The 21,313-nt window shown below is 68.8% G+C and carries 21 protein-coding genes; 8 read left to right on the top strand and 13 right to left on the bottom strand.

The annotated features are described in order from the left end of the window. Window positions 1-2 precede the first annotated feature (2 nt). Window positions 3-716, bottom strand: a complete 714-nt coding sequence (locus tag ACG00Y_RS09255) for an ABC transporter ATP-binding protein (RefSeq protein WP_394478104.1) — start codon at window positions 714-716, stop codon at window positions 3-5. Between the two features lie 118 nt (window positions 717-834). Continuing rightward, the gene (locus ACG00Y_RS09250) at window positions 835-1,605 is read right to left on the bottom strand and encodes an ABC transporter ATP-binding protein (RefSeq protein ID WP_394478102.1); all 771 of its coding nucleotides are present in this window, start codon (window positions 1,603-1,605) and stop codon (window positions 835-837) included. Between the two features lie 171 nt (window positions 1,606-1,776). On the opposite strand from ACG00Y_RS09250, the gene ACG00Y_RS09245 reads away from it, so the two are divergent. Together ACG00Y_RS09245 and ACG00Y_RS09240 are read left to right on the top strand one after the other, a co-directional pair. Then, the gene (locus ACG00Y_RS09245) at window positions 1,777-2,718 is read left to right on the top strand and encodes an MBL fold metallo-hydrolase (protein WP_394478100.1); all 942 of its coding nucleotides are present in this window, start codon (window positions 1,777-1,779) and stop codon (window positions 2,716-2,718) included. 61 nt (window positions 2,719-2,779) lie between these two features. Beyond that, entirely contained in the window at window positions 2,780-3,229 is a 450-nt protein-coding gene (locus ACG00Y_RS09240) for a hypothetical protein (RefSeq protein WP_394478098.1), read from the top strand. A gap of 114 nt (window positions 3,230-3,343) precedes the next feature. Here ACG00Y_RS09240 and ACG00Y_RS09235 read toward each other — a convergent pair whose 3' ends face one another. Together ACG00Y_RS09235 and ACG00Y_RS09230 are read right to left on the bottom strand one after the other, a co-directional pair. Next, entirely contained in the window at window positions 3,344-3,841 is a 498-nt protein-coding gene (locus ACG00Y_RS09235) for a YgjV family protein (protein WP_394478097.1), read from the bottom strand. 37 nt (window positions 3,842-3,878) lie between these two features. Then, the gene (locus tag ACG00Y_RS09230; protein ID WP_394478095.1) at window positions 3,879-5,054 is read right to left on the bottom strand and encodes an AI-2E family transporter; all 1,176 of its coding nucleotides are present in this window, start codon (window positions 5,052-5,054) and stop codon (window positions 3,879-3,881) included. 190 nt (window positions 5,055-5,244) lie between these two features. Between ACG00Y_RS09230 and ACG00Y_RS09225 the strand changes: the two genes are divergently transcribed. Both ACG00Y_RS09225 and ACG00Y_RS09220 read left to right on the top strand, forming a co-directional pair. Further along, the gene (locus ACG00Y_RS09225) at window positions 5,245-6,213 is read left to right on the top strand and encodes a DnaJ C-terminal domain-containing protein (protein ID WP_394478093.1); all 969 of its coding nucleotides are present in this window, start codon (window positions 5,245-5,247) and stop codon (window positions 6,211-6,213) included. Next, on the top strand, window positions 6,210-6,500 hold the full coding sequence (locus ACG00Y_RS09220; RefSeq protein ID WP_394478091.1) for a chaperone modulator CbpM: 291 nt from the start codon (window positions 6,210-6,212) through the stop codon (window positions 6,498-6,500). The genes ACG00Y_RS09225 and ACG00Y_RS09220 overlap by 4 nt, the downstream gene beginning before the upstream one ends. Window positions 6,501-6,544: 44 nt before the next feature. Here the strand turns inward: ACG00Y_RS09220 and ACG00Y_RS09215 are convergent, their stop codons facing one another. The 4 genes from ACG00Y_RS09215 to ACG00Y_RS09200 all read right to left on the bottom strand — a co-directional run bounded on the left by ACG00Y_RS09215 (window position 6,545) and on the right by ACG00Y_RS09200 (window position 8,781). Continuing rightward, window positions 6,545-7,135, bottom strand: a complete 591-nt coding sequence (locus tag ACG00Y_RS09215; protein WP_394478089.1) for a hypothetical protein — start codon at window positions 7,133-7,135, stop codon at window positions 6,545-6,547. Between the two features lie 212 nt (window positions 7,136-7,347). Continuing rightward, the gene (locus ACG00Y_RS09210; protein ID WP_394478087.1) at window positions 7,348-7,833 is read right to left on the bottom strand and encodes an ASCH domain-containing protein; all 486 of its coding nucleotides are present in this window, start codon (window positions 7,831-7,833) and stop codon (window positions 7,348-7,350) included. An 80-nt stretch (window positions 7,834-7,913) separates the two neighbouring features. After that, complete coding sequence (locus ACG00Y_RS09205) at window positions 7,914-8,297, bottom strand: STY0301 family protein (protein ID WP_394478599.1); 384 nt, start codon at window positions 8,295-8,297, stop codon at window positions 7,914-7,916. Between the two features lie 76 nt (window positions 8,298-8,373). Continuing rightward, a complete protein-coding gene (locus ACG00Y_RS09200; protein WP_394478609.1) occupies window positions 8,374-8,781 on the bottom strand; it encodes a hypothetical protein in 408 nt (135 codons plus the stop codon). A gap of 303 nt (window positions 8,782-9,084) precedes the next feature. Here ACG00Y_RS09200 and ACG00Y_RS09195 point away from each other — a divergent pair, with 303 nt between their 5' ends. Then, window positions 9,085-10,101, top strand: a complete 1,017-nt coding sequence (locus tag ACG00Y_RS09195; RefSeq protein ID WP_394478085.1) for an IS110 family RNA-guided transposase — start codon at window positions 9,085-9,087, stop codon at window positions 10,099-10,101. A gap of 424 nt (window positions 10,102-10,525) precedes the next feature. Here ACG00Y_RS09195 and ACG00Y_RS09190 read toward each other — a convergent pair whose 3' ends face one another. Beyond that, window positions 10,526-11,098: a hypothetical protein gene (locus tag ACG00Y_RS09190; RefSeq protein WP_394478083.1), complete on the bottom strand. Its 573-nt coding sequence runs from the start codon at window positions 11,096-11,098 to the stop codon at window positions 10,526-10,528. A 509-nt stretch (window positions 11,099-11,607) separates the two neighbouring features. On the opposite strand from ACG00Y_RS09190, the gene ACG00Y_RS09185 reads away from it, so the two are divergent. Continuing rightward, a complete protein-coding gene (locus ACG00Y_RS09185) occupies window positions 11,608-12,069 on the top strand; it encodes a YccF domain-containing protein (protein WP_394478081.1) in 462 nt (153 codons plus the stop codon). Between the two features lie 10 nt (window positions 12,070-12,079). On the opposite strand, the gene ACG00Y_RS09180 is transcribed toward ACG00Y_RS09185, so the two are convergent. Together ACG00Y_RS09180 and ACG00Y_RS09175 are read right to left on the bottom strand one after the other, a co-directional pair. Beyond that, complete coding sequence (locus ACG00Y_RS09180; protein ID WP_394478079.1) at window positions 12,080-13,327, bottom strand: glycosyltransferase; 1,248 nt, start codon at window positions 13,325-13,327, stop codon at window positions 12,080-12,082. A 34-nt stretch (window positions 13,328-13,361) separates the two neighbouring features. Next, window positions 13,362-17,417, bottom strand: a complete 4,056-nt coding sequence (locus ACG00Y_RS09175) for a hypothetical protein (protein WP_394478077.1) — start codon at window positions 17,415-17,417, stop codon at window positions 13,362-13,364. A gap of 137 nt (window positions 17,418-17,554) precedes the next feature. On the opposite strand from ACG00Y_RS09175, the gene ACG00Y_RS09170 reads away from it, so the two are divergent. Then, window positions 17,555-17,848, top strand: coding sequence for a nucleotidyltransferase family protein (locus ACG00Y_RS09170; protein WP_394478076.1), 294 nt, complete (start codon window positions 17,555-17,557; stop codon window positions 17,846-17,848). Beyond that, window positions 17,817-18,197, top strand: coding sequence for a HepT-like ribonuclease domain-containing protein (locus tag ACG00Y_RS09165; protein ID WP_394478074.1), 381 nt, complete (start codon window positions 17,817-17,819; stop codon window positions 18,195-18,197). The genes ACG00Y_RS09170 and ACG00Y_RS09165 overlap by 32 nt, the downstream gene beginning before the upstream one ends. A 35-nt stretch (window positions 18,198-18,232) precedes the next feature. On the opposite strand, the gene ACG00Y_RS09160 is transcribed toward ACG00Y_RS09165, so the two are convergent. Then, window positions 18,233-20,206 carry a TonB-dependent receptor family protein gene (locus tag ACG00Y_RS09160; protein WP_394478072.1) on the bottom strand — a complete coding sequence of 658 codons (1,974 nt, stop codon included), beginning with the start codon at window positions 20,204-20,206 and terminating at the stop codon, window positions 18,233-18,235. After that, window positions 20,203-21,306: a PQQ-dependent sugar dehydrogenase gene (locus tag ACG00Y_RS09155; protein WP_394478070.1), complete on the bottom strand. Its 1,104-nt coding sequence runs from the start codon at window positions 21,304-21,306 to the stop codon at window positions 20,203-20,205. The genes ACG00Y_RS09160 and ACG00Y_RS09155 overlap by 4 nt, the downstream gene beginning before the upstream one ends. Window positions 21,307-21,313 lie beyond the last annotated feature (7 nt).

The following is a 21,313-nucleotide window of genomic DNA, read 5'->3' as shown; positions in this document are numbered from 1 at the left end:
GTTCAAACGCTGAGCAGCTCGTCCATGCGGGCCTGATGGGCCGGCAGGTCGGCTGCGGGGAAAGACAGCACCACTTCGCCGTGCTCGATGACGATGAAGTGGTCCGCCAGGGGTGCGGCGAAGCGGAAGTTCTGCTCCACCATGACGATGGTGAAGCCCTGGCTCTTGAGCGTGCGGATCATGCGGGCCAGGGCCTGGACGATGACGGGCGCGAGGCCTTCGGAGATCTCGTCCAGCAAGAGGATGTCGGCGCCGGTGCGCAGGATGCGCGCGACGGCCAGCATCTGCTGCTCGCCGCCCGAGAGGCGCGTGCCGGGGCTGTTCTTGCGCTCGGCGAGGTTGGGGAACATGGCGTAGATGTCTGCCTCGCTCATGACCTTGCCGCGCTTGGATTTGAGCGGGGGCGGCAGGCGCAGGTTCTCTTCGGCGGTGAGGCTGGCGAAGATGCCGCGCTCTTCGGGGCAGTAGCCGATGCCTAACTGGGCGATGCGGTGGGTGGCGAGGTGGATGGTCTCTTCGCCGTGGATCTTGATGGAGCCTTTGCGTGCGCCTGTCAGGCCGAGGATGGCGCGGAGCGTGGTCGTGCGGCCGGCGCCGTTGCGGCCTAACAGCGTGACGACTTGACCGGGCTGCACGGACAGGTTGATGCCGTGGAGGATGTGGCTTTCGCCGTACCAGGCGTGGAGGTCTTGGATTTCGAGTGCGGGCGTGGCCATTGGTATCAGCTCGCTCGGTACTTCAGGTTGGTGGCGAGTGTGGTGCCGGGAGTCCCGCCCGGCCGCCGGGACGGACTCCCGGCACCGTGGCGCCAAGCCGGAGCAACGAAAAGCATGCTCAATGCGCCCCCACCAACTCAGTCGCCTCAGTGCCCATGTAGGCCTCAAGAACAGCCGGATGCCGAGACACCGTCCCGTAATCCCCCTCCGCCAAAACCGCCCCGCGCGCCAACACCGTGATCCGATCCGCGATGCTCGCCACGACCTTCATGTTGTGCTCCACCATCAACACCGTCCGCCCCTCCGCCACGCGCTTGATCAACGCCGTCACGCGGTCCACGTCCTCGTGCCCCATGCCTTGCGTCGGCTCATCCAGCAACATCAGCTGCGGCTCCATGGCCATCGTCGTGGCGATCTCCAGCGCACGCTTGCGGCCGTAGGGCAGGTCCGCCGCCTTCAGCGACGCCATGTCGCGCAAATCCACCAGCTCCAGCAACGACAACACCTTGGCATCCAGCGTCTTCAACCCGGTCAAGCCACGCCAGAAATGGAAGCTCGTGCCCGTGAACCGCTGCAAGCCGATGCGCACGTTCTCCAACACCGTCAGATGCGGGAACACGGCCGAGATCTGAAACGACCGGATGACCCCCCGCCGCGCAATCTGCGCCGAGGTCTCGCCCGTGATGTCGACCCCCGCGAAGACGATGCGCCCGCGCGTCGGCGTGAGGAACTTGGTGAGCAGGTTGAAGCAGGTCGTCTTGCCCGCGCCGTTCGGGCCCAGCAGCGCGTGGATGTGGCCGCGCTGCACCTGCAGGTTCACCGAGTCCACGGCGGTGAAGCCCTTGAACTCCTTGGTCAGGTCCTGCGTTTCGAGAATGAATTCGCTCATGGACTTCCGGCAGTTGGCTGAGCGACTCTAGGGCCTCAGGCATGACGCCGGCTTACGGGCATTCACGGGGTTCATCAGCGGGCAAACGAGGCGCCTAACCCTGGGGGCTGCTGTGCTTTGAGGCCGCCGATATGCTCCGCCGCTGCTTTGCCACACCCCCGGAGACCCACGATGACCCTGCGCCTGCTTCCCGCCGCTCTCGCCACGGCGCTTGCCCTGGCTTGCACTGCCACCGCCTTCGCCGCCGGCCCGCAACTCAAGGGCCAGGCCCCGGGCTGGTACCGCCTGCAACTGGGTGACTTCGAGATCACCGCGCTGTCCGACGGCGTGCTGCACCTGCCCGTCGACAAGCTGCTGCAGCAGCCACCCGCCAACACGCTGCGCGCGCTGCAGAACGCCTACCTCGGCGTGCCGCTGGAGACCTCGGTCAACGCCTACCTCGTCAACACCGGGCCTAAGCTCGTGCTGGTGGACACCGGCACCGCCGGCCTGTTCGGCCCGACCGCCGGCAGCGTGCTGGCCAACCTCAAGGCCTCGGGCTACACGCCGGAGCAGGTCGACGAGATCGTCATCACCCACATGCACGGCGACCACATCGGTGGGGCCTCGGCCACGGCCTTCCCGAACGCGACGCTGCGCGTCGACAAGCGCGACAGCGACCACTGGCTGGCACCCGAGCAGCAGGCCAAGGGCGGCGCGGGTGCCCAGGCCATCGCGGCGCTGGTCAAGGGCTTTGCGGACGCGGGCCGCTTCAAGCCCTTCGAGGGCAGCGCCGCCGGCCTTGAGATCGTCCCCGGCGTGAAGGCCGTGCCCGCTTATGGCCACACGCCCGGCCACAGCAACTACGTGGCCGAGAGCAAGGGCCAGAAGATGATGTTCTGGGGCGACCTGATGCACGTCGCCGCCGTGCAGTTCCCCGAGCCGGGCGTGACCATCCAGTTCGACTCCGACCCCAAGGCCGCCGCCCCCGCCCGCGAGAGGGCCTACGCGGCGGCCGCCAAGGACGGCTACTACGTGGCCGTGACGCACGTGTCCTTCCCCGGCATCGGCCGGCTGCGGGCGGACGGCAAGGGCTATGACTGGCTGCCGGTGAATTACTCCGCGAATCGCTGATCGCGGGCGGGCAGCGGCGCTCACAATCGCCGGCCCGCCACCTTTCATGGATTCCGACGCGATGAAGTTTCCGCTGCCCATCCTGCTGCTGTCCCTGGTTGCTGCACTGCCGCTGTCGGCCCAGGCCGGCCCCAAGGCCGAGGCACTCGCCGCCTGCCTGGGCGACAGCACCACCGGCAAGGACCGCAAGGACTTGGCGCGCTGGATCTTCATTGCCATGGCCTCGCATCCCGAGAACAAGGACCTATCCAACGTGACCCAGCCGGCCCGCGACGGCGCCGACGAGGCGGCGGCCAGGCTCTTCACGGCGCTGCTGGCCGAGCGCTGCACGGTGCAGGCCCGCGAGGCCATCCAGGCGGAAGGCCAGGCCGGCATGGTGACCGCCTTCCAGACACTGGGCGCGCTGGCCATGCAGGAGCTGATGTCCAACCCCGAGGTCGCCGCAGCCGTCGGTGGCTTTGAGCGCCGCATCGACCGCGCCAAGATGGACGCGGCGCTGGGCGGCAAGTAAGGGGCGAGCGCCACAGCTTGGCATGGGGGCGGTCGCGCAGGCGCGCAGCACCGCGTCACCCGTGCCCTGGTCGTGGTCCCTGGCAGGTGGTGGCGGGTCCCGCATGGCCCGGCGTCACCGGCGCGCGCGCATCATGCGGCCGATGGTCGCCAGGTTGATCGCCGCGATGACGATCTCCAGTGCCGTGCCGCCGATGGAGCCGACGATGACGTTGTTGGCGATCCACAGCCCCGTGCCGCACAGCATCAGCAGCCGCATCGGCACGCCCTCCAGCGTGAACAGCGCGATGGTGCCCAGGCACGACGCCGTCAGCGGCAGCCAGTCGCTGGGCTTCTCGGCAATGGCCAAGCCGAAGCCCACATTGGCCGCGATCACCACCACCGCCACCCACTTCGAGCGGGTGCGCAGCGACAGCAGCGAGCGAGCCATGGAGATCGCCGAACTCGCCACCGCCGTCGGGTTGCCCAGCAGCGTGAAGTGCACGACATAGGCGAGGCATTCGCCCGTCATGAACCACTTGAAGCGGCGGTCGTTGGTTTGCAGGAAACAGGCGACGCCCAGCACGAAGGCGGCGTAGCCAAAGAGTTGGGCGGGGGAGAACCAGTCGGGCATCGGCCGGATTGTCCGGGCCGTGCAGAGCCTCAGCCGCTCAAGTGCTCATCAGCTCCCCGACCGGCTTCAGTTCCTCCACCCGGTCGCACACCGCCTTCACGCTGGCCAGGATGGGCACGCCCAGCAGCAGCCCCCACAGGCCCCACAGCCAGCCGAAGGCCAGCACGCCGACGAACACGGTGACGGCGTTCATGCGGCTGGTGCGGCTGCTCAGCCAGGGCATCAGCAGGTTGCCCGACAGGATGTGCAGGCCCAGCGAGATGCCCGTCACCAGCAGCACCATGTCGACGCTGCCGAACTGCACGAAGGCCATCAGGCCGCAGGCGAACAGCAGCGCGATGGCGCCGACGTAGGGGATGAAGTTCAGCACGAAGGCCACCACGCCCCAGACGGCGGCATGGTCCATCCCCACGGCCAGGAAGGCCAGCCAGGTGGCCACGCCCACCACGACGCTGGTGATGACCTGCACCAGCAGATAGCGCTGCACCTGCGTGCCGATCTCGTCCAGCGTCTGCACCGTCAGCCGCCGCTCGGCGAACGTGGGGCCGGCCAGGTGCACGAGCTTGCGCCGGAAGTGGTTGCCCGAGGCCAGCAGGAAGAAGGCGATGAACACCACGACCGTGGCCTGGCCCAGCGAGGCCAGCAGGCCCATGGTGCCGGTCCAGAGGTAGTCGTGCAGGTTGAAATGAGGCCGCTCGATGACCACCCGCGTGGCGCCGCGCGGCACGGTGGTCGCCGCCGGCCCGCCCGCCGTGGCCGCCTGCTCCAGCTGCGTGGCGGCCTTCTGCACCTGGGCCAGCGGGCTGTTGCTGCCGGGGCGGTTCGCCGCCATGGCGGCGCGCACCTTCGCGGTCGCTGCCGGCAGCGCGTCCAGCAGCTCGGTGGCGTCGTCGCTCAGCGAATACGCCGTCCAGCCGAAACCGCCCACCAGGCTCATCAGCAACACCGCAGCACCCAGCGCGCGCGGCAGCCGCAGCCGCTCCAGGCGGTCCACCAGCGGCCCCAGGGCGTGGCTCAGCATCAGGCCGAGCAGCACCGGCACGATGACGGCGCTGGCCCAGCGCATCGTGTACAGCACCGCCAACAGGGCCAGCACCACCAGCGCCAGGCTGCGCACCTGCAGCGGCACGTGCAGGCGGGGCGCCTCGGCCGGCGGCGGGCCGGCCACCGTGTCGGTGGGCGGGGGCGGGGCTTTGACGGGCGTGATGTCCATCTGAAAAGCGTAACGCTCTGCGAGTGCGTCGCCGCGGGTCGCAGCGCGCTCGCGGCGCTTGCCGACAGGTCGGCGGTGTGTTGTCCGACAAGGGCGCGAGCGCAGCGTCGCCGCGCCAAGCCGGCTTCGTCCCACTGCGCGGCCACGCCGGGATTTCATACTGGTGCTTCAACAGCCGGGGACAGTCGCGATGCGCTTCGAGGACTACTACGAGCTCCTGGACGTCGCTGCCGACGCAGATGCCGCAGCCATCAAGCAGGCCTACCGCCGGCAGGCCCGCCTGCTGCACCCGGACATCAACACCGCCACCGACGCGCATGCCGCGATGGCCCGGATCAACGAGGCCTACGAAGCGCTGTCGGACCCGCAGCGCCGCGTGGCCTATGACGGCGTGCGGCGTCGCCAGCGCGCGCTGCAGGCGGCCACCAAGCCGGTGGACGGCGGCACGGCGCGCGAGGTGCCCAGCGACTGGCAGCAGGGCTTCCAGTACGACGGCGCGCCCACCGCCGGGCGCAGCGGCGAGGGCTTCAGCGACTTCTTCACCAGCATGTTCGGCCGCGCCGCCAAGCCCGAGCCCGCCGATGTGAAACCTGCGCGCGGCGCCGATGAGCATGTGAAGCTGGCGATTGCCGCTGCCGAAGCGGAGGCCGGTGCGGTGCGCTCGGTCACCGTGCGCACGCTGGCGCCGGACACCCAGGGCCACCGCGCCGTCGTCACCCGCACCGTGCAGGTCCGCATTCCCAAGGGCGTGCGCGCCGGCCAGCACATCCGCGTGGCCGGTCAGGGCGCGGCGGGCCAGGGCGGCGCGCCGGCCGGGGACCTCTACCTGGAGATCCAGTTCAAGGACAGCCCGCAGCCGCAGCGGCGCGACGTGCACGAGGCGCTGCCGCTCGCGCCCTGGGAGGCCGCGCTGGGCGGCGACGTGACGGCCGGCACGCCCGCCGGGCCGGTGAGCGTGACCGTGCCGCCGGACACGCCGCACGGCAAGCGCCTGCGCCTGAAGGGGCGCGGCCTGGCGGGCGAGCCGGCCGGCGACATGGTGCTGGAGGTCGCGGTGATGCTGCCGCCGTCCACGCTGCCCGGCGCCCGCGCGGTCTACGAAACCATGGCCGCCGCGCTGGGCCGCGAGTTCCAGCCTCGTGCCGAGGGTGCAGCGTGAGCGACGACCCGGTGCTGGTGGGCGTCGTCATCGACGAGCAGACGCTGACGCTGGACGAGCTCGCCTGCGCGTGCGGGGTCGACGCGCAGTGGCTGAGCCAGCGGCTGGACGCCGGCCTGCTTGGCTGCTGCGGCGAAGGCAAGGAGGACCGCCGCTTCGCCAGCCTGCACCTGAGCCGCGCCCGCCGGCTGCTGGCCATCGAGCGGGACTTCGACGCCAACCCGGAGCTGGCGGCCTTGGTGGTGGACCTGCTGGAGGAGATTTACAGGTTGCGCGCCGGTCGATAGCGGCGGTGCAGCGGGTCATCAAGCCTCGCGGAAAGTGATCCGCCTCAACGGGGTGTCTGCTCCGGCCTGGTCGGCGCCGCCGGCTTCACCAGCCGCGTGATCTCACCGCCGCATGCGCTGAAGTTCTTGGCGTACTCCTCGGGGCTGTCGAACCGCACCTGGGCTTGCATCAGGCGGTCGAGTTCCAGCTTTGCGTAGGCCAGGATGGCGGCGCTATTGCTGCCCGTGCTCCAGGGATAGGTCAGCTCGCGGAATTGGCGCGCGATGTCGCGGTGAATGCGCACATGCGTCTGCTCGTGGTTCATCACCCGCGCATAGGCACAACTGCCTGGCGGGAACTCGCTGGCCACGCGCAGCACCGGTTTGATGTAGTCAAGCCGCACCACGACGCCTTGGCACATGGTCTGCGGCGTCACGGCCAGCTTGGTCTCGACAACGACGTGGCCGAGTTGCGTACCGCTGTGGCTGACGCCCGCGCCGATCTTCGTCAGTTCGGCGGCCGGCTTGGTGGTGTCGACTTCCGGGTCGGCGAACCAGGCCGCAGTGAAGCGCACTGCCTTGTCGCAGGGCGGCAGGTCGGCGGCCCGCGCGTGGAAGCAGGCGCTGGCCAGCATCAGCGCGAGCATGCTTTTCATCGTCACCTGCGGGTTATCGGCAGGGGCGTGCTCGCCTTGAAGCGGTGACCGCTGTCGGGGTGAACCAGCCCGCCAAGAAGTCTGGCCGCCGTTCACCGCGCCAACGCGCCGCGAATGTCTGGTGCCCGGAGGGGCGAACGGGTGCTCTCGACTCAACGCGCAACCACCACAGGGACCGATGAGGCGCCGTCAAGCTGACGATCAACGACGGGTTATGCCGCACTTGGCGCGGGCGGAGCGTAGACGACTTTGAACCGTTCACACGCGATCGCCATGCTGGAGCTGAAGTTCCTCCCTGAGCGTTCACATTCCCTGGTGAAGTAGGCGAGGTGGGCCTCTCGCCAGTAGGCGAGCGACCCATCGCCTTCGCCCTCTGTGGCGGCGAACTCTGCGCAGACCTGATCAAACGCCATGACATCGACTTGCATGGTTTCGATGATGCAAAGTGCTCGTCCCTTTGAATCCATGACAACGCTGAGATCACCTCGCTTGGGAATGGCTTTCCCTGACGATTCATACGACCAGACAGAACCTGCTGTGGCTCGCTTGACACCTGCGAGCACCAGTTGCCCAAGTTCGTCCGCCATGGCGTCGGAATCTCCGAAGCTGAAGGCCTCGTAGAAGCGGGCTTCATCGATGCCACCTTGTGCAGTCGAGTATGCAGACCAGATGTATTGCGCATTTTCTGGAATCGCCACGGCGTATCTCCTGTGTGGCAAAACGTTTGAATTCAGCGGACCAGCCAGCGTAGCTGGCGCAGGGCCGCTGTAATTAAAGGTTATGGCTCATGAACTTCGCACCGAAGCAGCCCAGTCTTCTTCACCGTGCACTTCTTAATACCTTTTGGAAGCGACCTAATGAAGCCTACTCTAGTAAGGTGATAGTCGCACATAACATAGAGAGGCTTTGCGTTTGGTGGCGCCTTTAAAAAACTCCAAATCTGCTCCTTTGCCATTTCGTCATCTGGCTTCAGTCGCACCATGTCATTTGGATGGCCGTCATATATTGAAATCCCGGAAACATACGCATGCGATGGACCCGGATCAAATCCAGCCCAACCATTTTCGCGTCCAGCGAGTTTTTGTGTCGTAAGGATTTTCTCTGGACATGCGACGTCAAATGCAGCCGCCGACAGAGGCGCCATCGCACAGACAAAAACCATCATCACGCCACGGAGCATTTTTGAGCCATAACGTCGAAGTTCAGCGGGCGGCGAAGCCGTCCGCTGCAATGCCAGGTTAGACCGCATTCTTTGGCAACCCCGACTCTTCGTCCATGGTCGCAAAGTAGCCGAACTCCGGAGGTCTAGCCTTTAACGACTTAGCGCGCTCACGCTCAGCCGAAAGGAAAAACAGCATCCAAGTGGCCGCTTCAAGAAACTGAGCTTGCAAACTTGGCTGCCCTGTACTTGCGACCCACTTTGGACTGCGCTCAAAGAGCCCGTGCGACTTTGATAGGGCTAGCACTCTGTCGCGCGCGCTCGCGTCTTCAAATTTGAATCCCTGCGGTTTATGGGCCACATCGTTCCGGATACGTCGAATCAGGTGCAAGTCGCGGCAAAACTTGTCGCTTACAAGGCCGAAGCGATACGCGGCATCGATCTTTGCACTGAACGCGCCGGCCAAGAGGCGCGGTTGCCCCGTCAAGGATCGTGTCAGTCGATGAGGCATTGGGGACAAGAAATCCAGCCAGCAATTCGCGTAGTGCTTCTTCCAGCATCGCGGCCGAGATCAATACGATGCCGCGAGGTGATTCAGACTTCAGTTCCGTCTGAAGCCGTAGCACTGCCTCGAAATCTGGACTTGGCTCGTACGGTGATGTCATTGGTTTGCGGTTTAACGAATGAAAGGGACTTCCCCGTCCCGAACTAGCCGCGTTGCGGCAACCGGCAACCAAGTGCCACGATGGGAAGTGCGATCTCTCATCAACTCTTTCGGAAAGGGAAGTCCATGACGATTCTGACCGTAGGTATTGACCTCGCCAAGAACGTTTTTGCGGTGCACGGCGTCAATGAGGCCGGCAAGGCCGAGCTGGTTCGGCCGGCCGTGCCGCGCGACAAGCTCCATGAGCTCATCGCCAGCCTGCCGCCCTGCGTCGTCGGCATGGAGGCCTGCTCTGGCGCCCACCACTGGGCGCGGCTGTTCCAGGCCTCAGGCCACACCGTGCGTCTGATCGCGCCGAAGTTCGTCGCGCCCTACCGCCTGACGGGCAAGCGCGGCAAGAACGATGCGGCCGACGCCGCCGCGATCTGCGAGGCCATCCAGCGCCCGCACATGCGCTTCGTGCCGCTCAAGAACCTCGAACAGCAGTCGCGCCTGATGGTGCACCGCACCCGCCAGGGGTTCGTCGAGCAGCGCACCGCCACGCTCAACCGCATCCGCGGCCTGCTCAGCGAGTTCGGCATCGTGCTGCCGCTCAAGGCCGCCACAGTGCGCCGCCGGGCCTGCGAATGCCTGGAAGACCTGCCGGGCTACGCCAACACCGTCATCGGCGACCTGCTCAGCGAGGTCACCCGGCTGGACGAGTGCATTGCGCAGTACGACGCGCACATCCAGGCCATGGCCAAGGACGACGAGCGAGCCAAGCGGCTGATGCAGCTCGGCGGTGTGGGTCCCACCACCGCCACCTGCCTGCTGGCCATGATTGGCAATGGGCACGACTTCGATTGCGGGCGCCAGTTCGCAGCCTGGCTGGGCCTGGCGCCGGGGCAGTACAGCTCGGGTGGCAAGACCCGGCTCGGCCGCATCACCAAGGCCGGTGACGCCTACCTGCGCAGCCTGCTGGTGCTGGGTGCCAAGGCGTTGCTGGCGGCGGCCAAGAAGAAGGACGATCCGATCAGCCGCTGGGCCGTGGCGCTGGCCGAGCGGCGAGGCTATTGGCGTGCGGTGGTGGCGATTGCGGCCAAGAACGCGCGCATGGCCTGGGCCGTGTTGCGGCGCGACGAGGCGTTTGCGTTGCCTGCCTGAGGCGGCATCTATTCCACCCATTGACCCGAAGGAACACAGAACCACCGCCGTGTGACGGCAAGCGTTGATGACAACAGGTTTGGACCTGCGCGGGGCGTGACCGATGAGCTCAAGGGCTGCGCAAGACTTGCCGGCTAACGAATGGGTCCCCCGCGTGCGTCCTTCATCAGGGTCCGCGGCAAACAAGCGCCGCATCAATGACCGTTTGTAGTTTGGCCAGTCCGCACCTTGTTGTTCTCGCCAGCGCTCGCCGCGCCCACGGTTGAAGTCTTGAATGGAAAAGCAGAAGAAAGAGTGGCCCGCAAGGCGGGCCATCCGGGATTCGTTTGGCTTGAATTACTGGGGAAGCCCTTGTAGTTGGAATTCACCGGACTTGCGCGGCTTTATGCGCAAGGTCCGGTGGAATGATGGGATGGGCATCGGGCTACCATTTTGGGAAGCGAAGTTTTCCAAATCGAGCGCGGGGAAATGCGTAGTCCGGTGCGAAATCGCTATACCAAAGCACCTGCTTGCGACAGTGCTCCACAAAATCCTCGTCGTTCCAGAGCACCTTCATTTCAGCTTTGGTTAAGCGACAGGATGCATCTTCATCATGCATGTCAGCAAAAACTCGGCCCGTATATGGATTTAGCTTTGGCCACTCATTCGTCTTTCGATGAAGGTGTCCGTGGGGCACTGACGGGTAACAGTCCCGATCTCCAACCGTGAACATCCACTTATTGAACGCGAGGAACCGCGGCCATCGGTCGCTCGGATCTTCGTCTGGGGCGTTACCTGAACCGGAATCTCCTTGGCCCTGTGCGCCACCGTTTTCGCGTCTTTCGTCATTTTCACGCGGACGTTTCGGCTCTTCATGCTGGCCAGTTCGGGGATCGGGCTTGCCATCTCCGTTCGTAGATAGCCAATACGCTATTTCAAGACGCTCTTCGTACTCCGCAATGCCGATAAGGCCAAGTTGATAGCTAAGGTCCGACAGTAGGACGATGTAATGATGCATGGGAGTCCTATTGAGATGCCCAACTACTAGTTTATCCGGCACATCTTGCTTCATAACTCCACCGGCTGCTGCTTAACCAAGTCCACTTGATTCGCGCCAAGACCATGTGCAGCATAGGAAATTCGTCCGGCAGACCGAGCGGGGTGTCATTAAATTGATGTGGAAAGCGGCGTTCGTCGGCGCGACTCTGCCAGCCGTGCGAACCCGGCGCAACGGTGGAATTTCCCTCACGGCTGTGGCAACCCAACCTGTCCCGAGCGGCCATGTTTGCCTTCGCAAACCAGCTGGGCGCTGATGACTGCTCCTGGCCGGTAGCGCTTGCCGTCCTGCCCGCGATGGACATATCGCTTGCGACACAAGGGTTTGACCGTCTCGGACGGCTACCCTTGCGCAACTGCAATCGTCGGCGACGCCGCCCGCAGCTGAAAGACTGTCGGCACTCGTGATCGGATTGAATGCAGGCCGGGCAGACCAGGCCCGCAAGCATGTTTCACAGGGAGAGAACTGCAATGAGCGCGATCGGCAATGTGTTGTGGCTGCTGTTGGGTGGGTTCTTCATGGGCCTGGGCTGGTGGCTGGCCGGGCTGGTCGCCTTTGTCACCATCGTCGGCATTCCCTGGGGCAAGGCCTGCTTTGTCATTGGCCAGTTCGCGTTCCTGCCCTTTGGCAAGGAGGCGATCAGCCGCCAGGCCTTGACCGGTCAGGAAGACATCGGCACCGGCGGCCTGGGTCTGCTCGGCAACATCGTCTGGTTCATCTTTGCGGGGCTCTGGTTGGCGCTCGGCCATGTGGGGTCGGCGCTGGTCTGCTTCATCACGATCATCGGCATTCCCTTCGGCATCCAGCATCTGAAGCTGGCCGGCCTGGCCTTGGCCCCGATCGGCCAGACCATCGTGACGAAGGAAGTGGCGCAGGCGGCTCGGCAGCAGTCGGCTGAGGCCGTGGTCGCCGGTCTGCGTTCTGGCCGGTAAGCACAGCCTCCTAGCCGCGCCGGGCGAGGGCTAACACTGCGTCGCACGCCATCGCCAGCGCATCCACATCCGCTCTGCACAACGACGCCACCTCGGCGCAGCGCCTTTGCAGTGTGCGGTCTTGGGTCAAGCGGTCCAGGTCCCGCGCGACGGTGGCCGGCGCGTAATCCGCCGGCCGCCGCCGCTGCCCGACGCCGAGCCGCTGCACATGGTGCGCGTTGTCGAACTGGTCATACGCCATCGGCCGCACGAGCTGCGGCACGCCGGCGCGCAGGGCCTGGCTCGTGGTGCCGATGCCGCCGTGGTGGACGAACGCCGCCAGGCGCGGCAGCAGCTGGCTGAAGGGCGCGTAGGGCACATGCAGCACCCCGGGCGGCAACGTCGCCGGCAACTGCGCGCCCACCTTCGTGATCAGCAGTCCGCGCCGGCCGCTGAGCGCGCACGCGGCGGCGGACGCCGCGAAGAAGCCGTGCGACGTCGCGTTGGCCGTGCCCGACGTGAAGCCGACAGGCGGCTCGCCCGCCGCGAGGAAGGCCTCCAGCGCCGCCGGCAGCGGGTGCGCCTCGCCGTTGTCGTACAGCGGAAATCCCGTGCAGACCAGACCGGCGGGCCAGTCGACCTGCGGTGGGGCGAGCCAGGGCGGGAACATGCCCAGCGTGGCGTCGGCCTGGTGCAGCCAGGCGCCGAACATGCGGTCCACGGGGCCGAGGCCGAGCTGGCGGCGGTAGTCGTTGAACGGCTTCGTGAACAAGCGGTCCAGCACCAGGCGGTCGATCAGCCACCACGCGGCGCGCTGCAGGCCGGCGGGCAGCTTGTCGAGCGTGCCGTTCGGGCCCAGGCGGGGCGGCTGCTGGACCGACCGCAGCACCGCCGGCGCCAGGTGCACCGTGGCGGTCGGCACGCCCAGTGCGTCCTTCAGCAGCCGGGTCGCGAAGGCCAGCGTGCTGCCCACGGCCAGCGTCTGCCCGGGCACGACCTCGGCGCGCATCGCCTCGAAGGCGCGCGGCAGGCCGGCGGCGAAGGCTTCGCCGATCAGCGCCATGCCGCGCCGTGGGTCGGTCACGCGCGGGTCGCGCAGCAGCGCGTCGGTCTCGGCCACGCTCGCCACCGCCGTGAACGGCAGCCCGGCGGCATGGCCCGCATAGCTCTCGCTGGCGAACAAGTGCACCTGATGGCCGCGCTGCTGCAGCGCCAGGCCCAGCGCCACGAAGGGCAGCGTGTCGCCGAGGCTGCCCGCGGCGCCGATCAGGATCTTCACGAGCGCGCCGTTGAGAACCGGCAGCCGGCAGATGTCATGCAGCCGGCTTCGCTGCTTCCGCCTCAGCGGCAATCACCTCGCGTGGCTTCTCCGGCCACGCACCACCCGCACTGAACGCGGCCCAGGCCCACGTCACCCACCTCAGCAGCGACGCCGCCAGCCACAGCGCCCAGCCCAGCATCAGCGCGCGGTACAGCCACACCGGCGCGCTGACGACCCAGGCACTGGCCGTGTGCTCGGTGAAGCGGTCGGACACCCAGCTCAGCAGATGGCTGCTCGACCCCGGCCCGGCGACGAGCAGGTTGGGGTAGCCCAGCAGGCCGGTGCGCAGCACGTCCAGCAGTGCGCCGATGGCGAAGCAGGTCCACAGCACCAGCAACAGTTGCACAACGATGCGCAGCCAGCGCCGGCCGCCCACGGGCCAGCGACGCCGCGCCTCCAGTGCGCCGAACCAGCCTGCCAGCAGGCCGAGAGCCCACAGCGACACCGGCGCCACGCCCAGCGCGAGGACCAGCCACGCCGGCCGGCCCATCACGCCCGGCAGCCCACGCGGCGCAAACCAGGCCAGCACCAGCACGACGACCAGCATGCCCCAGATCAGCACGGCCGGGCCGATCAGCGGGCCGCCGACGGCCAGCACGATGCGGTCTTCGGGCACTTCGAGTTGCAGTGCATCGTTGACGCCGGGCAGCCCCAGCGCCAGGCCCTCGTGGCGCCACAGCGCGCCCATGCCCTGGGGCTCGCGCCAGCGGATGTCCACGCTCTGCGCGCCCGGCGTCAGCGGCAGGCTGAGCACGCCATCGCGCAGCTGCAGCGCCAGCTTCTGGCCGTTGATCTGCACGCTCAACAGTTCGGCGCCGGCCGGCAGCTTGAGCGTGTGCGGGCCGCCGAGGCTGGCCCGCAGCTTCATCTCCAGGTGCACGGCGGTGCTGCGCTCGCCGGGTTCCAGCGCCGTCTTCACGCTGTCCAGCGTCAGCGTCTGGCCGGCCACGCCGGCGGGCTTCTTCACGGCCAGCTTCAGCGTCTCGCCGGGCCAGGGCCGCCATTCGGGCAGCCATTGGCCGTCCTGCTGCAGCGCCGTCGCGGCCAGGCCGCTGGCATCGACATGCCATTGCGGCGACGCGGCCAGCGTCCAGCGCTCGACCTGGTTGGGCTCCTTGCCGGCCACCAGCGTCAGCGCCTCGGCGGGCGGCAGGCTGCTGGCCACTTCCACGGCCTCGTCGCCGCCGAGCTGCAGGCTGGCGACGCCATCGGCGACGGTGACGCCCGCGTCACTCACCGCCTCGCCGGGCAGCAGCGCCCAGCGCACGCGCAGTGGCGCGCGGCTGGGGGCGATGCGCTCGATGCGCGTCACCACCTGCCAGCGCAGGCCCAGCTCCAGGCGACGGTCCACGCGCACCAGCGGCGCCAGCGCGTCGCGCTGCGTGCCGGCGTCCTCGGTGCGGCTGCTGCCGGCCGTGGCTTCGCGGCTCAGCGAGATGGCACCGGTGCTCTGGCCGCGCGGGTCCAGGCCGGCCAGCGTCCAGCCCTTCAGCTCGGTCTGCAGCACACGTGGCGGCAGCGGCAGCGCAATGTCCAGGCCGCTGGCGTTGCCCACGTCGGCGGCCAGCACCAACTGGTGCACGCCGGCCGGCACGGCGGCCCACAGGCGTCCTTCGTCATCGCGGCGCGTGGCGGCGGGCTGGCCATCGAGCGTGATGCTGCCCGGCTGCCAGCCCGTGCCCTGGCCGGGCAGCGGCACGGCGACGAGCGCCTGTGCGTGGATCTCGGCGCGCAGCTGGACCGATGAACCCGAGGCGCTGACGAGCAGGCGGGCCAGGTCCGCGCAGTGGGGCAGGCAGTCGGGCGGCGCAGCGAGCTTGTCGCGCAGGGCCTTGAGCTGTTCCTCGCTGGGCGCAGGGATCTGGGCTTCGCTCGGTTGGGGCGTCAGGGAAAGCGCCATCAGCAGGGCCGCAGCGGCGCTCGCCGCCGGGCGGGGCATGCGGGGCAGGCGCAGCTTCCAGCCGGCCACGGCCGCCAGTGCCGACGCAAGCAAGGCCAGGCCCGCGAGCTTGAGCAGCGCTGTCGCCCACGGCGGCAGCAGCCACAGGTTGAGCGTCTGCTCGGGCGTGACGGGGCCGCTCCAGGACAGGTGGTGGGCGCTCCAGCGCCAGGTCGGCAGGCCGGGGCCGGTCTGCACGCGGGCGCCGGGGTCCACGCGGGCGAGGTCATTGCGGACGTAGGGGCTCTTGGCCACTCGGCTTCCCGCCACGGTGACGGACTCCAGCGTGTGGTCCGCGTCTTCGCGTCGCTGCTTCATTGCTTCATGGGGCGCTGGCGGTGCCATTGCCGGCGCCGCGCGTTCTTCGATCACACTGATTTCGCGCGCCATGCCTGTGTCCGTGATGCTGTGACGCTCCAGGCTCGGATAGATGGCTTGCCGGATCTCATCCACCGCGAACGGCAGCAGCACGAGAACGAGCAGGCCGACCACCACCAACCGGCTGCGCGCAAAGATGCGCTGCCCGCGCCCCGCCGGCATCACCCGCGCCAGCGCCGTCAGCGCCAGCAGCCCGAACCACAGCACGGCAGGCGGACTGCCCGGCGTGTGCCAGGTCAGCGCCAACGCCACGCCCAGCAGCACGCCCACGCGCCAGCCCAGCAGCCGGAAGGCGGCCAGCGCGGCCAGCAGCACGAAGAAGAAGTCCCACAGCGTCCACATGGCCACCCAGGCGCCGTCTGCGTGGCTCGGGCCTTGGGCGTGCAGCAGGCGCCAGCCGGGCGGCAGCTGCAGCGTGGCGCTGAGCTGGTCCACGCTCGTGCTCCAGCCGCTGGCGGGCAAGGCGCCGTCGCGCGGCCAGCGGCTGTCTGCTTCGATGGCGGCGTTGCTGTCGCGCACCTCAAAGCCGGCTGGACCTTCGGCGGCAAGGCGGGTGATGGGCTGGTCGGCGCCGGCCAGCGCCGCGCGGCCGAGCTGGCCGGGTGCTGCCATCACGAGGCGCGAGCTGGCCGACAGCTGGCCCTTGAACGCGTCGCTCGCCGTCAGACCGCGGCCGTCGAAGTCCAGCCACAGCCGGCGCGTCAGCGTCAGCGCATCCGGTGCCGGCTTGGCATTGCCGCGCTGCAGCTCGGTCAGCTTCAGCGTCTCGCCGGGCTTCAAGCGAAAAGCCGGCAGCGCGCGCCAGGCCTCGGGCATCTCGACCTGGCGCGGGTCCACGCTGGTCGCGCCTTCGGGGCGGATCAGCCGCAGCCCGGGCTGGGCCTGGACCACCCAGACCTCCTCGTCTGCCGCGCCCTCGGGCAGCGTCAGCGCCTGCACCGGCGCATTCAGCCGCGCGCGCAGCTCGATGCGCCAGGCCCCGGGCCGCGCCTGCACGATGAGGCGGCCGTCTTCGGCCAGGCGCGCGGGCAGCGGGCTGTCCAGCTGCATGGCGCGCAGGCCCGGCAGCAGCGCGGCGGGCAGCTCGACGGCGCGCGAGCGGCCGGCCACGCGCAGCTCGAAGGCGGTGGTGACGGTCAGCGGCAGGTCGTCGTCGACGAGGCGCACGGTCTGCACGGTGACGCTGTCGCTGGCCTCGGCCGGGCTGGCCACGGCGCGCAGCCACAGCCGCCCTTCGCCGTCAGGCGCGCGCGCCTGCGTGGCGCCGTCGCTGGTCACGACGATGGCGCCCAGGCCGCCCGGCACGGCCAGGTTCTGCGGCATCTGCGTCCAGGTGATGCGCCCTTCGACGACATGCATCCCCGGCGCCAGCCACACGGCCGGCTGGCCGTCGGCCTCGGTGACGGGGAGCGGCCTGCCGCCGACCTTCACGTCCTGCGGCCAGGCGCCGGCCTCGCCGGGCAGCGCCACGCGGGCGGCGGCGCCGAAGACGTGCACGTCCAGCCGGAACGTCGCCTCGCGCGCGCCGGCGCTGAGCTGCAGCCGCCCGGGCCAGACGCAGTGCGAGGCCTCGCCCTCGGCCTGCGCCGGGCAGCCCAGCGGCGGCTGGCCTTGCTGGGCCCAGGGCAGCCAGTCGCGCAGCGCGGCTGGCAACTCGGCGGGGGTCAGCGGTGCGGCATGGGCCGTCAATGCGGCCAGGCCCAGGCTGGCGGCAAGGTGGCGGAGTTTCATGACGAGCATCGGCGGGGTCTCCCTTTTCGGGCGCCGATGGTCGCAGACTCAAACGCGATTCACCATGGTGGCTAGCCTGCGTGATGCGCGTGGCAAGGCGGCTTGGCGCTGTCCTGTGGCTGGGGCATCATCCGCCCATGAATCGCGAAGCCGTCCTGACCTTGTTGCTGGAGCAGCTGCCGCTGCTGCGCGAGCGTTTCGGCGTGCGGCATCTGCGTCTGTTTGGCAGCGTCGCCCGTGGCACGGCGCGGCAAGGCAGTGACGTGGACCTGCTGGTGGATTTCGGCGGCCCGGCCACGCCTGAGGCCTTGTTCGGTGCGCAGTTCTACCTGGAGGACCTGCTGGGGTGCGCGGTCGATCTGGTCACGGAACGCGCCCTGCGGCCGCAATTCAGACCCTATGTCGAACGTGACGCCGTCGCCATTGCCTGAGCGCGACTGGCGCCTTTTCGTGCACGACATGGTCGAGTTCTGCGACCAGGTTCTGCTGTACACCCATGGCCACGATCTGGCGAGCCTGAGCGCCGACCGCATGCAGTTTGACGCCACCATGCGCAACCTTGAACTGATCGGCGAGGCCGCCACGCATGTGCCCGCTGAAGTGCGGGAGTGCGCGCCGGACATTCCCTGGCGGCTGATCGTCGGGCTGCGCAACCGGTTGATCCACGCCTATTTGTCGATTGAGCCGGAGACGGTCTGGTTGGTCATCACGCAGCATGTCTCGCCTCTGCGCCAGCGCCAGCGCCTGGCCGAGCTGGCTGCTGACGAACACAAGGCCTGAGCTGCCGCCACCTGGACAGCCGCTCCGATGGCGCATCAGCGCGGCTGCCAGCTCAGCGACATGGCCCAGCCGCGCGGCGCCGCCGGCTCGAAGAAGCGCCGGTTGGCATCGTTGACGATGACGCTGGCCGCCGTCGCGCGGTTCAGCAGGTTGTCAGCGCGCAGCCGCCAGCGCCAGTCGGGCGCCAACTGGCCGCCGATGTTGAAGCCCCACAAGCCGCCGCCCGCTGCCGAAGCGGTACCGGCGTCATCGGCCGGCAGTCGCGCGCGGGCCTGCAGGCTCAGCCCCGCATCAAGACCTGACCCCTGCCAGCGCAGCTCGGCGCTGGCGTGGGTGGCGGGCACGCCGGGCAGCGGCTGGCCGGTGGCGAGCACGCGGGTGGACAGGCGCGTGGCGGCCAGGTCCAGCTGCCAGTCGCGCGCCAGCGGGAGTTGTGCTGCCGCCTCCAGCCCGCTGCGGCGGGTCTGCGCGGCGTTGGTGAACACGGTGCGGCCGCCGCTGCTGGCCAGCACGCTGATCTCGTCGCGCGTCTCGGCGTGGAAGGCGGTCAGCGCCAGGCGGCGGGCGCCCACGCGCTGCTCCCAGCCCAGCTCCACCTGCTTGCTGCGCTGCGCGCGCAGCTCGGTGTTGAAGCCGCTGCCGGCGCTGCGGTAAGCCAGTTCCGTCAACGTGGGCGACTCGGCCGCCCGGCCCAGCGCCAGGCGCAAGACCTGGCCCTCCGTGGGTCGCCACGCGACACCCACGACCGGCTGCACGCCGCTGAAGGTCCTTGCGCCGCTGTCGTCGCCGTTGGACAGATAGCGGTCCTCGCTGTCGAAGCGCAAGTTGCTGGCGCGCAGGCCGGCCAGCAGCTCCCAGGCCGGCGTGGGCGTCCAGCGCCACTGCGCATAGGGCTCGCTGCTGCGGGCGCGGTTGGTCTCGTCGCGCTTGAGGGCGCCAGTGACGCCGGCATTGCTGAGGTAGCCGCGCCGTGCATCGCGCTGGGTCTCGGCGGCCCAGCCCAAGGTCAGTTCATGGTCGGGGGCTAATGCCCAGTTCAGGCGGGCATCGACACCGCCAAAGCGCCGGCGCAGCTCGATGACGCCTCCCGGGTGGGTGGGCGTGCTCTGCACGTTCAGCGGGATGGACTGCCATTGGTCCACCGCGCGATGGCCCAGCCAGCCGGCGACTTGCACACGCAGGTGTTCGTCCACGTCGCGCTGCCAGCGCAGGCCCAGTTGCTGCTGCTCGGCCGTCTTGCGGGTGTTGAAGGCCGTGGCCTGCGGCGCCGTCTGGCGCGGGTCGTAGGCGAACTGCTCGGCCGTCAGGCCCAGCGGGTCGTCGGCGGGCTGGCTCTGCACCTGCAGCACGGCCATGAACTGCTGCCCGGGCGTGCGCAGCTGCCAGCGTGCCTGCGCCAGGCGGCGCTCGCTGGCACTGTGCGCACGCCAGCCGTCACGCTGCGTGACCTGCGCCGCCAGGCTCAAGGCCTGACCCTCGGCGGGCAGGCGGTCCAGGCTGACGCTGGCCTGGCGCAGGCCGAAGGCGCCCAGCGTCAGCGCGGCCTGCGTGCGGTCCTCGGTCGGCCAGCGGCTTTGCAGCGCGATGACGCCGCCGCTGGCGCTGCCGTACAGCGCCGAGAACGGGCCGCGCAGCACTTCCAGCGAGGCGGCGTCGGCGATCAGCCAGTGGCCCAGCTGGCCCTGGCCGTCGGGCGTGCTGGCCGGGATGCCGTCGGCCACCAGCCGCAGGCCGCGCACGCCGAAGCTGGCGCGCGCGCCGTAGCCGCGGCTGGACAACTGCAGGTCTTGCGCGTCGTTGCCGCGGTTGGCGGCGTAGATGCCGGGCAGGCGCGCCAGTGTTCTTGCCAGCGCCTGGGCGGGGTCTTGCGCCTCGGCGTCGCGGGTCAGCGTGGCGGCGTCGATGCGCTCCACGGCCAGCGTGGGGGCGGTGGCGCGGCCGTGCAGCACGACGGTGTCGAGCTGCTGCGCGGGCGCGCCGGCCAGCGCCAGCGCGGCGAGCAGGCTCAAGGCTTGACCCGCACGATGCGGCCTGCGCCCTCCAGCACCAGATACAGCAGCCCATCCGGCCCTTCCCTCACATCCCGCATCCGCCCTGCCTCCGGGAACAGCTTCTCCTGCTCCGTCACCCGGTCGTCAGCCCCCAGCTTCACACGCTCCAGGTGGCCGAACTTCAGCGAGCCGAGGAAGAAGCTGCCCTGCCAGACCGGGCCGTACTTGGCGCTCTTGAGCTTGACCAGCCCCGCCGGCGCGATCGACGGCACCCATTTCACGATGGGCTGCTCCATGCCCGCCTTCGCGGCGATGCCGTCGCCGATGCGGCCGCCGCCGTAGTTCTCGCCATAGGTGATGACGGGCCAGCCATAGTTGAGCTTGGGCTGCACCAGGTTCAGCTCGTCGCCGCCTTGTGGGCCATGCTCCTGCTCCCACAGGCGGCCCTTCTCGTCCAGCGTCAGGCCCTGGGAATTGCGGTGGCCGTAGCTCCAGATCTCGGGCAGGGCGCCGGGCGTCTTCACGAAGGGGTTGTCGGCCGGCGCGCTGCCGTCCTTGCCGATGCGCACGATCTTGCCGATGTGGTTGTCCAGCGTCTGCGCGCTCTGCATGCCCTTGCCGCGCTCGCCCAGGCTCAGGAAGAGCTTGCCGTCCGGCGCCTCGACGATGCGGCAGCCGAAGTGCAGCCGGCTGTCCATCTTGGGTTGCTGGCTGAAGAGGACCTTCACGTCGGTCAGGCGCTTGAGGTCGGCGCTGAGCTTGGCGCTGGCCAGCGCGGTGCCGTTGGTCTTCTTGTCGGCGCTGGGCTCGGCGTAGCAGAGGTAGATGGTGCGGTTGCTGGCGAAATCGCTGTCGAGCTGCACGTCCAGCAGGCCGCCCTGGCCGACGGCGTCCACGGCCGGCACGCCCTGGATGGGCGCGCTGGGCTTGCCGCCGGCCTTGGCGGTGCGCAGCGTGCCGCCACGCTCGGTGACGAGGAATTCGCCGCCGGGCAGGAAGGCCACCGCCCAGGGGGTCTTGAGGCCGTCGACGACGGTTTCGAGGCTGGGGGACTGGGCCTGGGCAGAGGTGCCCGCAACGGCGAGGACGAGGGTGGGCAGCAGGGTGCGCGCGGTCATGGCAGGT

It is taken from the genome of Pelomonas parva, assembly GCF_043555835.1.
Lineage (GTDB): Bacteria > Pseudomonadota > Gammaproteobacteria > Burkholderiales > Burkholderiaceae_C > Pelomonas > Pelomonas parva.
The sequence above is the reverse complement of the archived record's forward strand: the minus strand, read 5'-3'. Positions and strand labels throughout refer to the sequence as shown.

Coding starts and splice junctions, on each gene's coding strand:
- ACG00Y_RS09255 (WP_394478104.1), bottom strand. CDS start 716: ATGGCCACGCCCGCACTCGAAATCCAAGACCTCCACGCCTGGTACGGC.
- ACG00Y_RS09250 (WP_394478102.1), bottom strand. CDS start 1,605: ATGAGCGAATTCATTCTCGAAACGCAGGACCTGACCAAGGAGTTCAAG.
- ACG00Y_RS09245 (WP_394478100.1), top strand. CDS start 1,777: ATGACCCTGCGCCTGCTTCCCGCCGCTCTCGCCACGGCGCTTGCCCTG.
- ACG00Y_RS09240 (WP_394478098.1), top strand. CDS start 2,780: ATGAAGTTTCCGCTGCCCATCCTGCTGCTGTCCCTGGTTGCTGCACTG.
- ACG00Y_RS09235 (WP_394478097.1), bottom strand. CDS start 3,841: ATGCCCGACTGGTTCTCCCCCGCCCAACTCTTTGGCTACGCCGCCTTC.
- ACG00Y_RS09230 (WP_394478095.1), bottom strand. CDS start 5,054: ATGGACATCACGCCCGTCAAAGCCCCGCCCCCGCCCACCGACACGGTG.
- ACG00Y_RS09225 (WP_394478093.1), top strand. CDS start 5,245: ATGCGCTTCGAGGACTACTACGAGCTCCTGGACGTCGCTGCCGACGCA.
- ACG00Y_RS09215 (WP_394478089.1), bottom strand. CDS start 7,135: ATGAAAAGCATGCTCGCGCTGATGCTGGCCAGCGCCTGCTTCCACGCG.
- ACG00Y_RS09205 (WP_394478599.1), bottom strand. CDS start 8,297: ATGGTTTTTGTCTGTGCGATGGCGCCTCTGTCGGCGGCTGCATTTGAC.
- ACG00Y_RS09195 (WP_394478085.1), top strand. CDS start 9,085: ATGACGATTCTGACCGTAGGTATTGACCTCGCCAAGAACGTTTTTGCG.
- ACG00Y_RS09190 (WP_394478083.1), bottom strand. CDS start 11,098: ATGCATCATTACATCGTCCTACTGTCGGACCTTAGCTATCAACTTGGC.
- ACG00Y_RS09185 (WP_394478081.1), top strand. CDS start 11,608: ATGAGCGCGATCGGCAATGTGTTGTGGCTGCTGTTGGGTGGGTTCTTC.
- ACG00Y_RS09175 (WP_394478077.1), bottom strand. CDS start 17,417: ATGAAACTCCGCCACCTTGCCGCCAGCCTGGGCCTGGCCGCATTGACG.
- ACG00Y_RS09170 (WP_394478076.1), top strand. CDS start 17,555: ATGAATCGCGAAGCCGTCCTGACCTTGTTGCTGGAGCAGCTGCCGCTG.
- ACG00Y_RS09165 (WP_394478074.1), top strand. CDS start 17,817: ATGTCGAACGTGACGCCGTCGCCATTGCCTGAGCGCGACTGGCGCCTT.
- ACG00Y_RS09155 (WP_394478070.1), bottom strand. CDS start 21,306: ATGACCGCGCGCACCCTGCTGCCCACCCTCGTCCTCGCCGTTGCGGGC.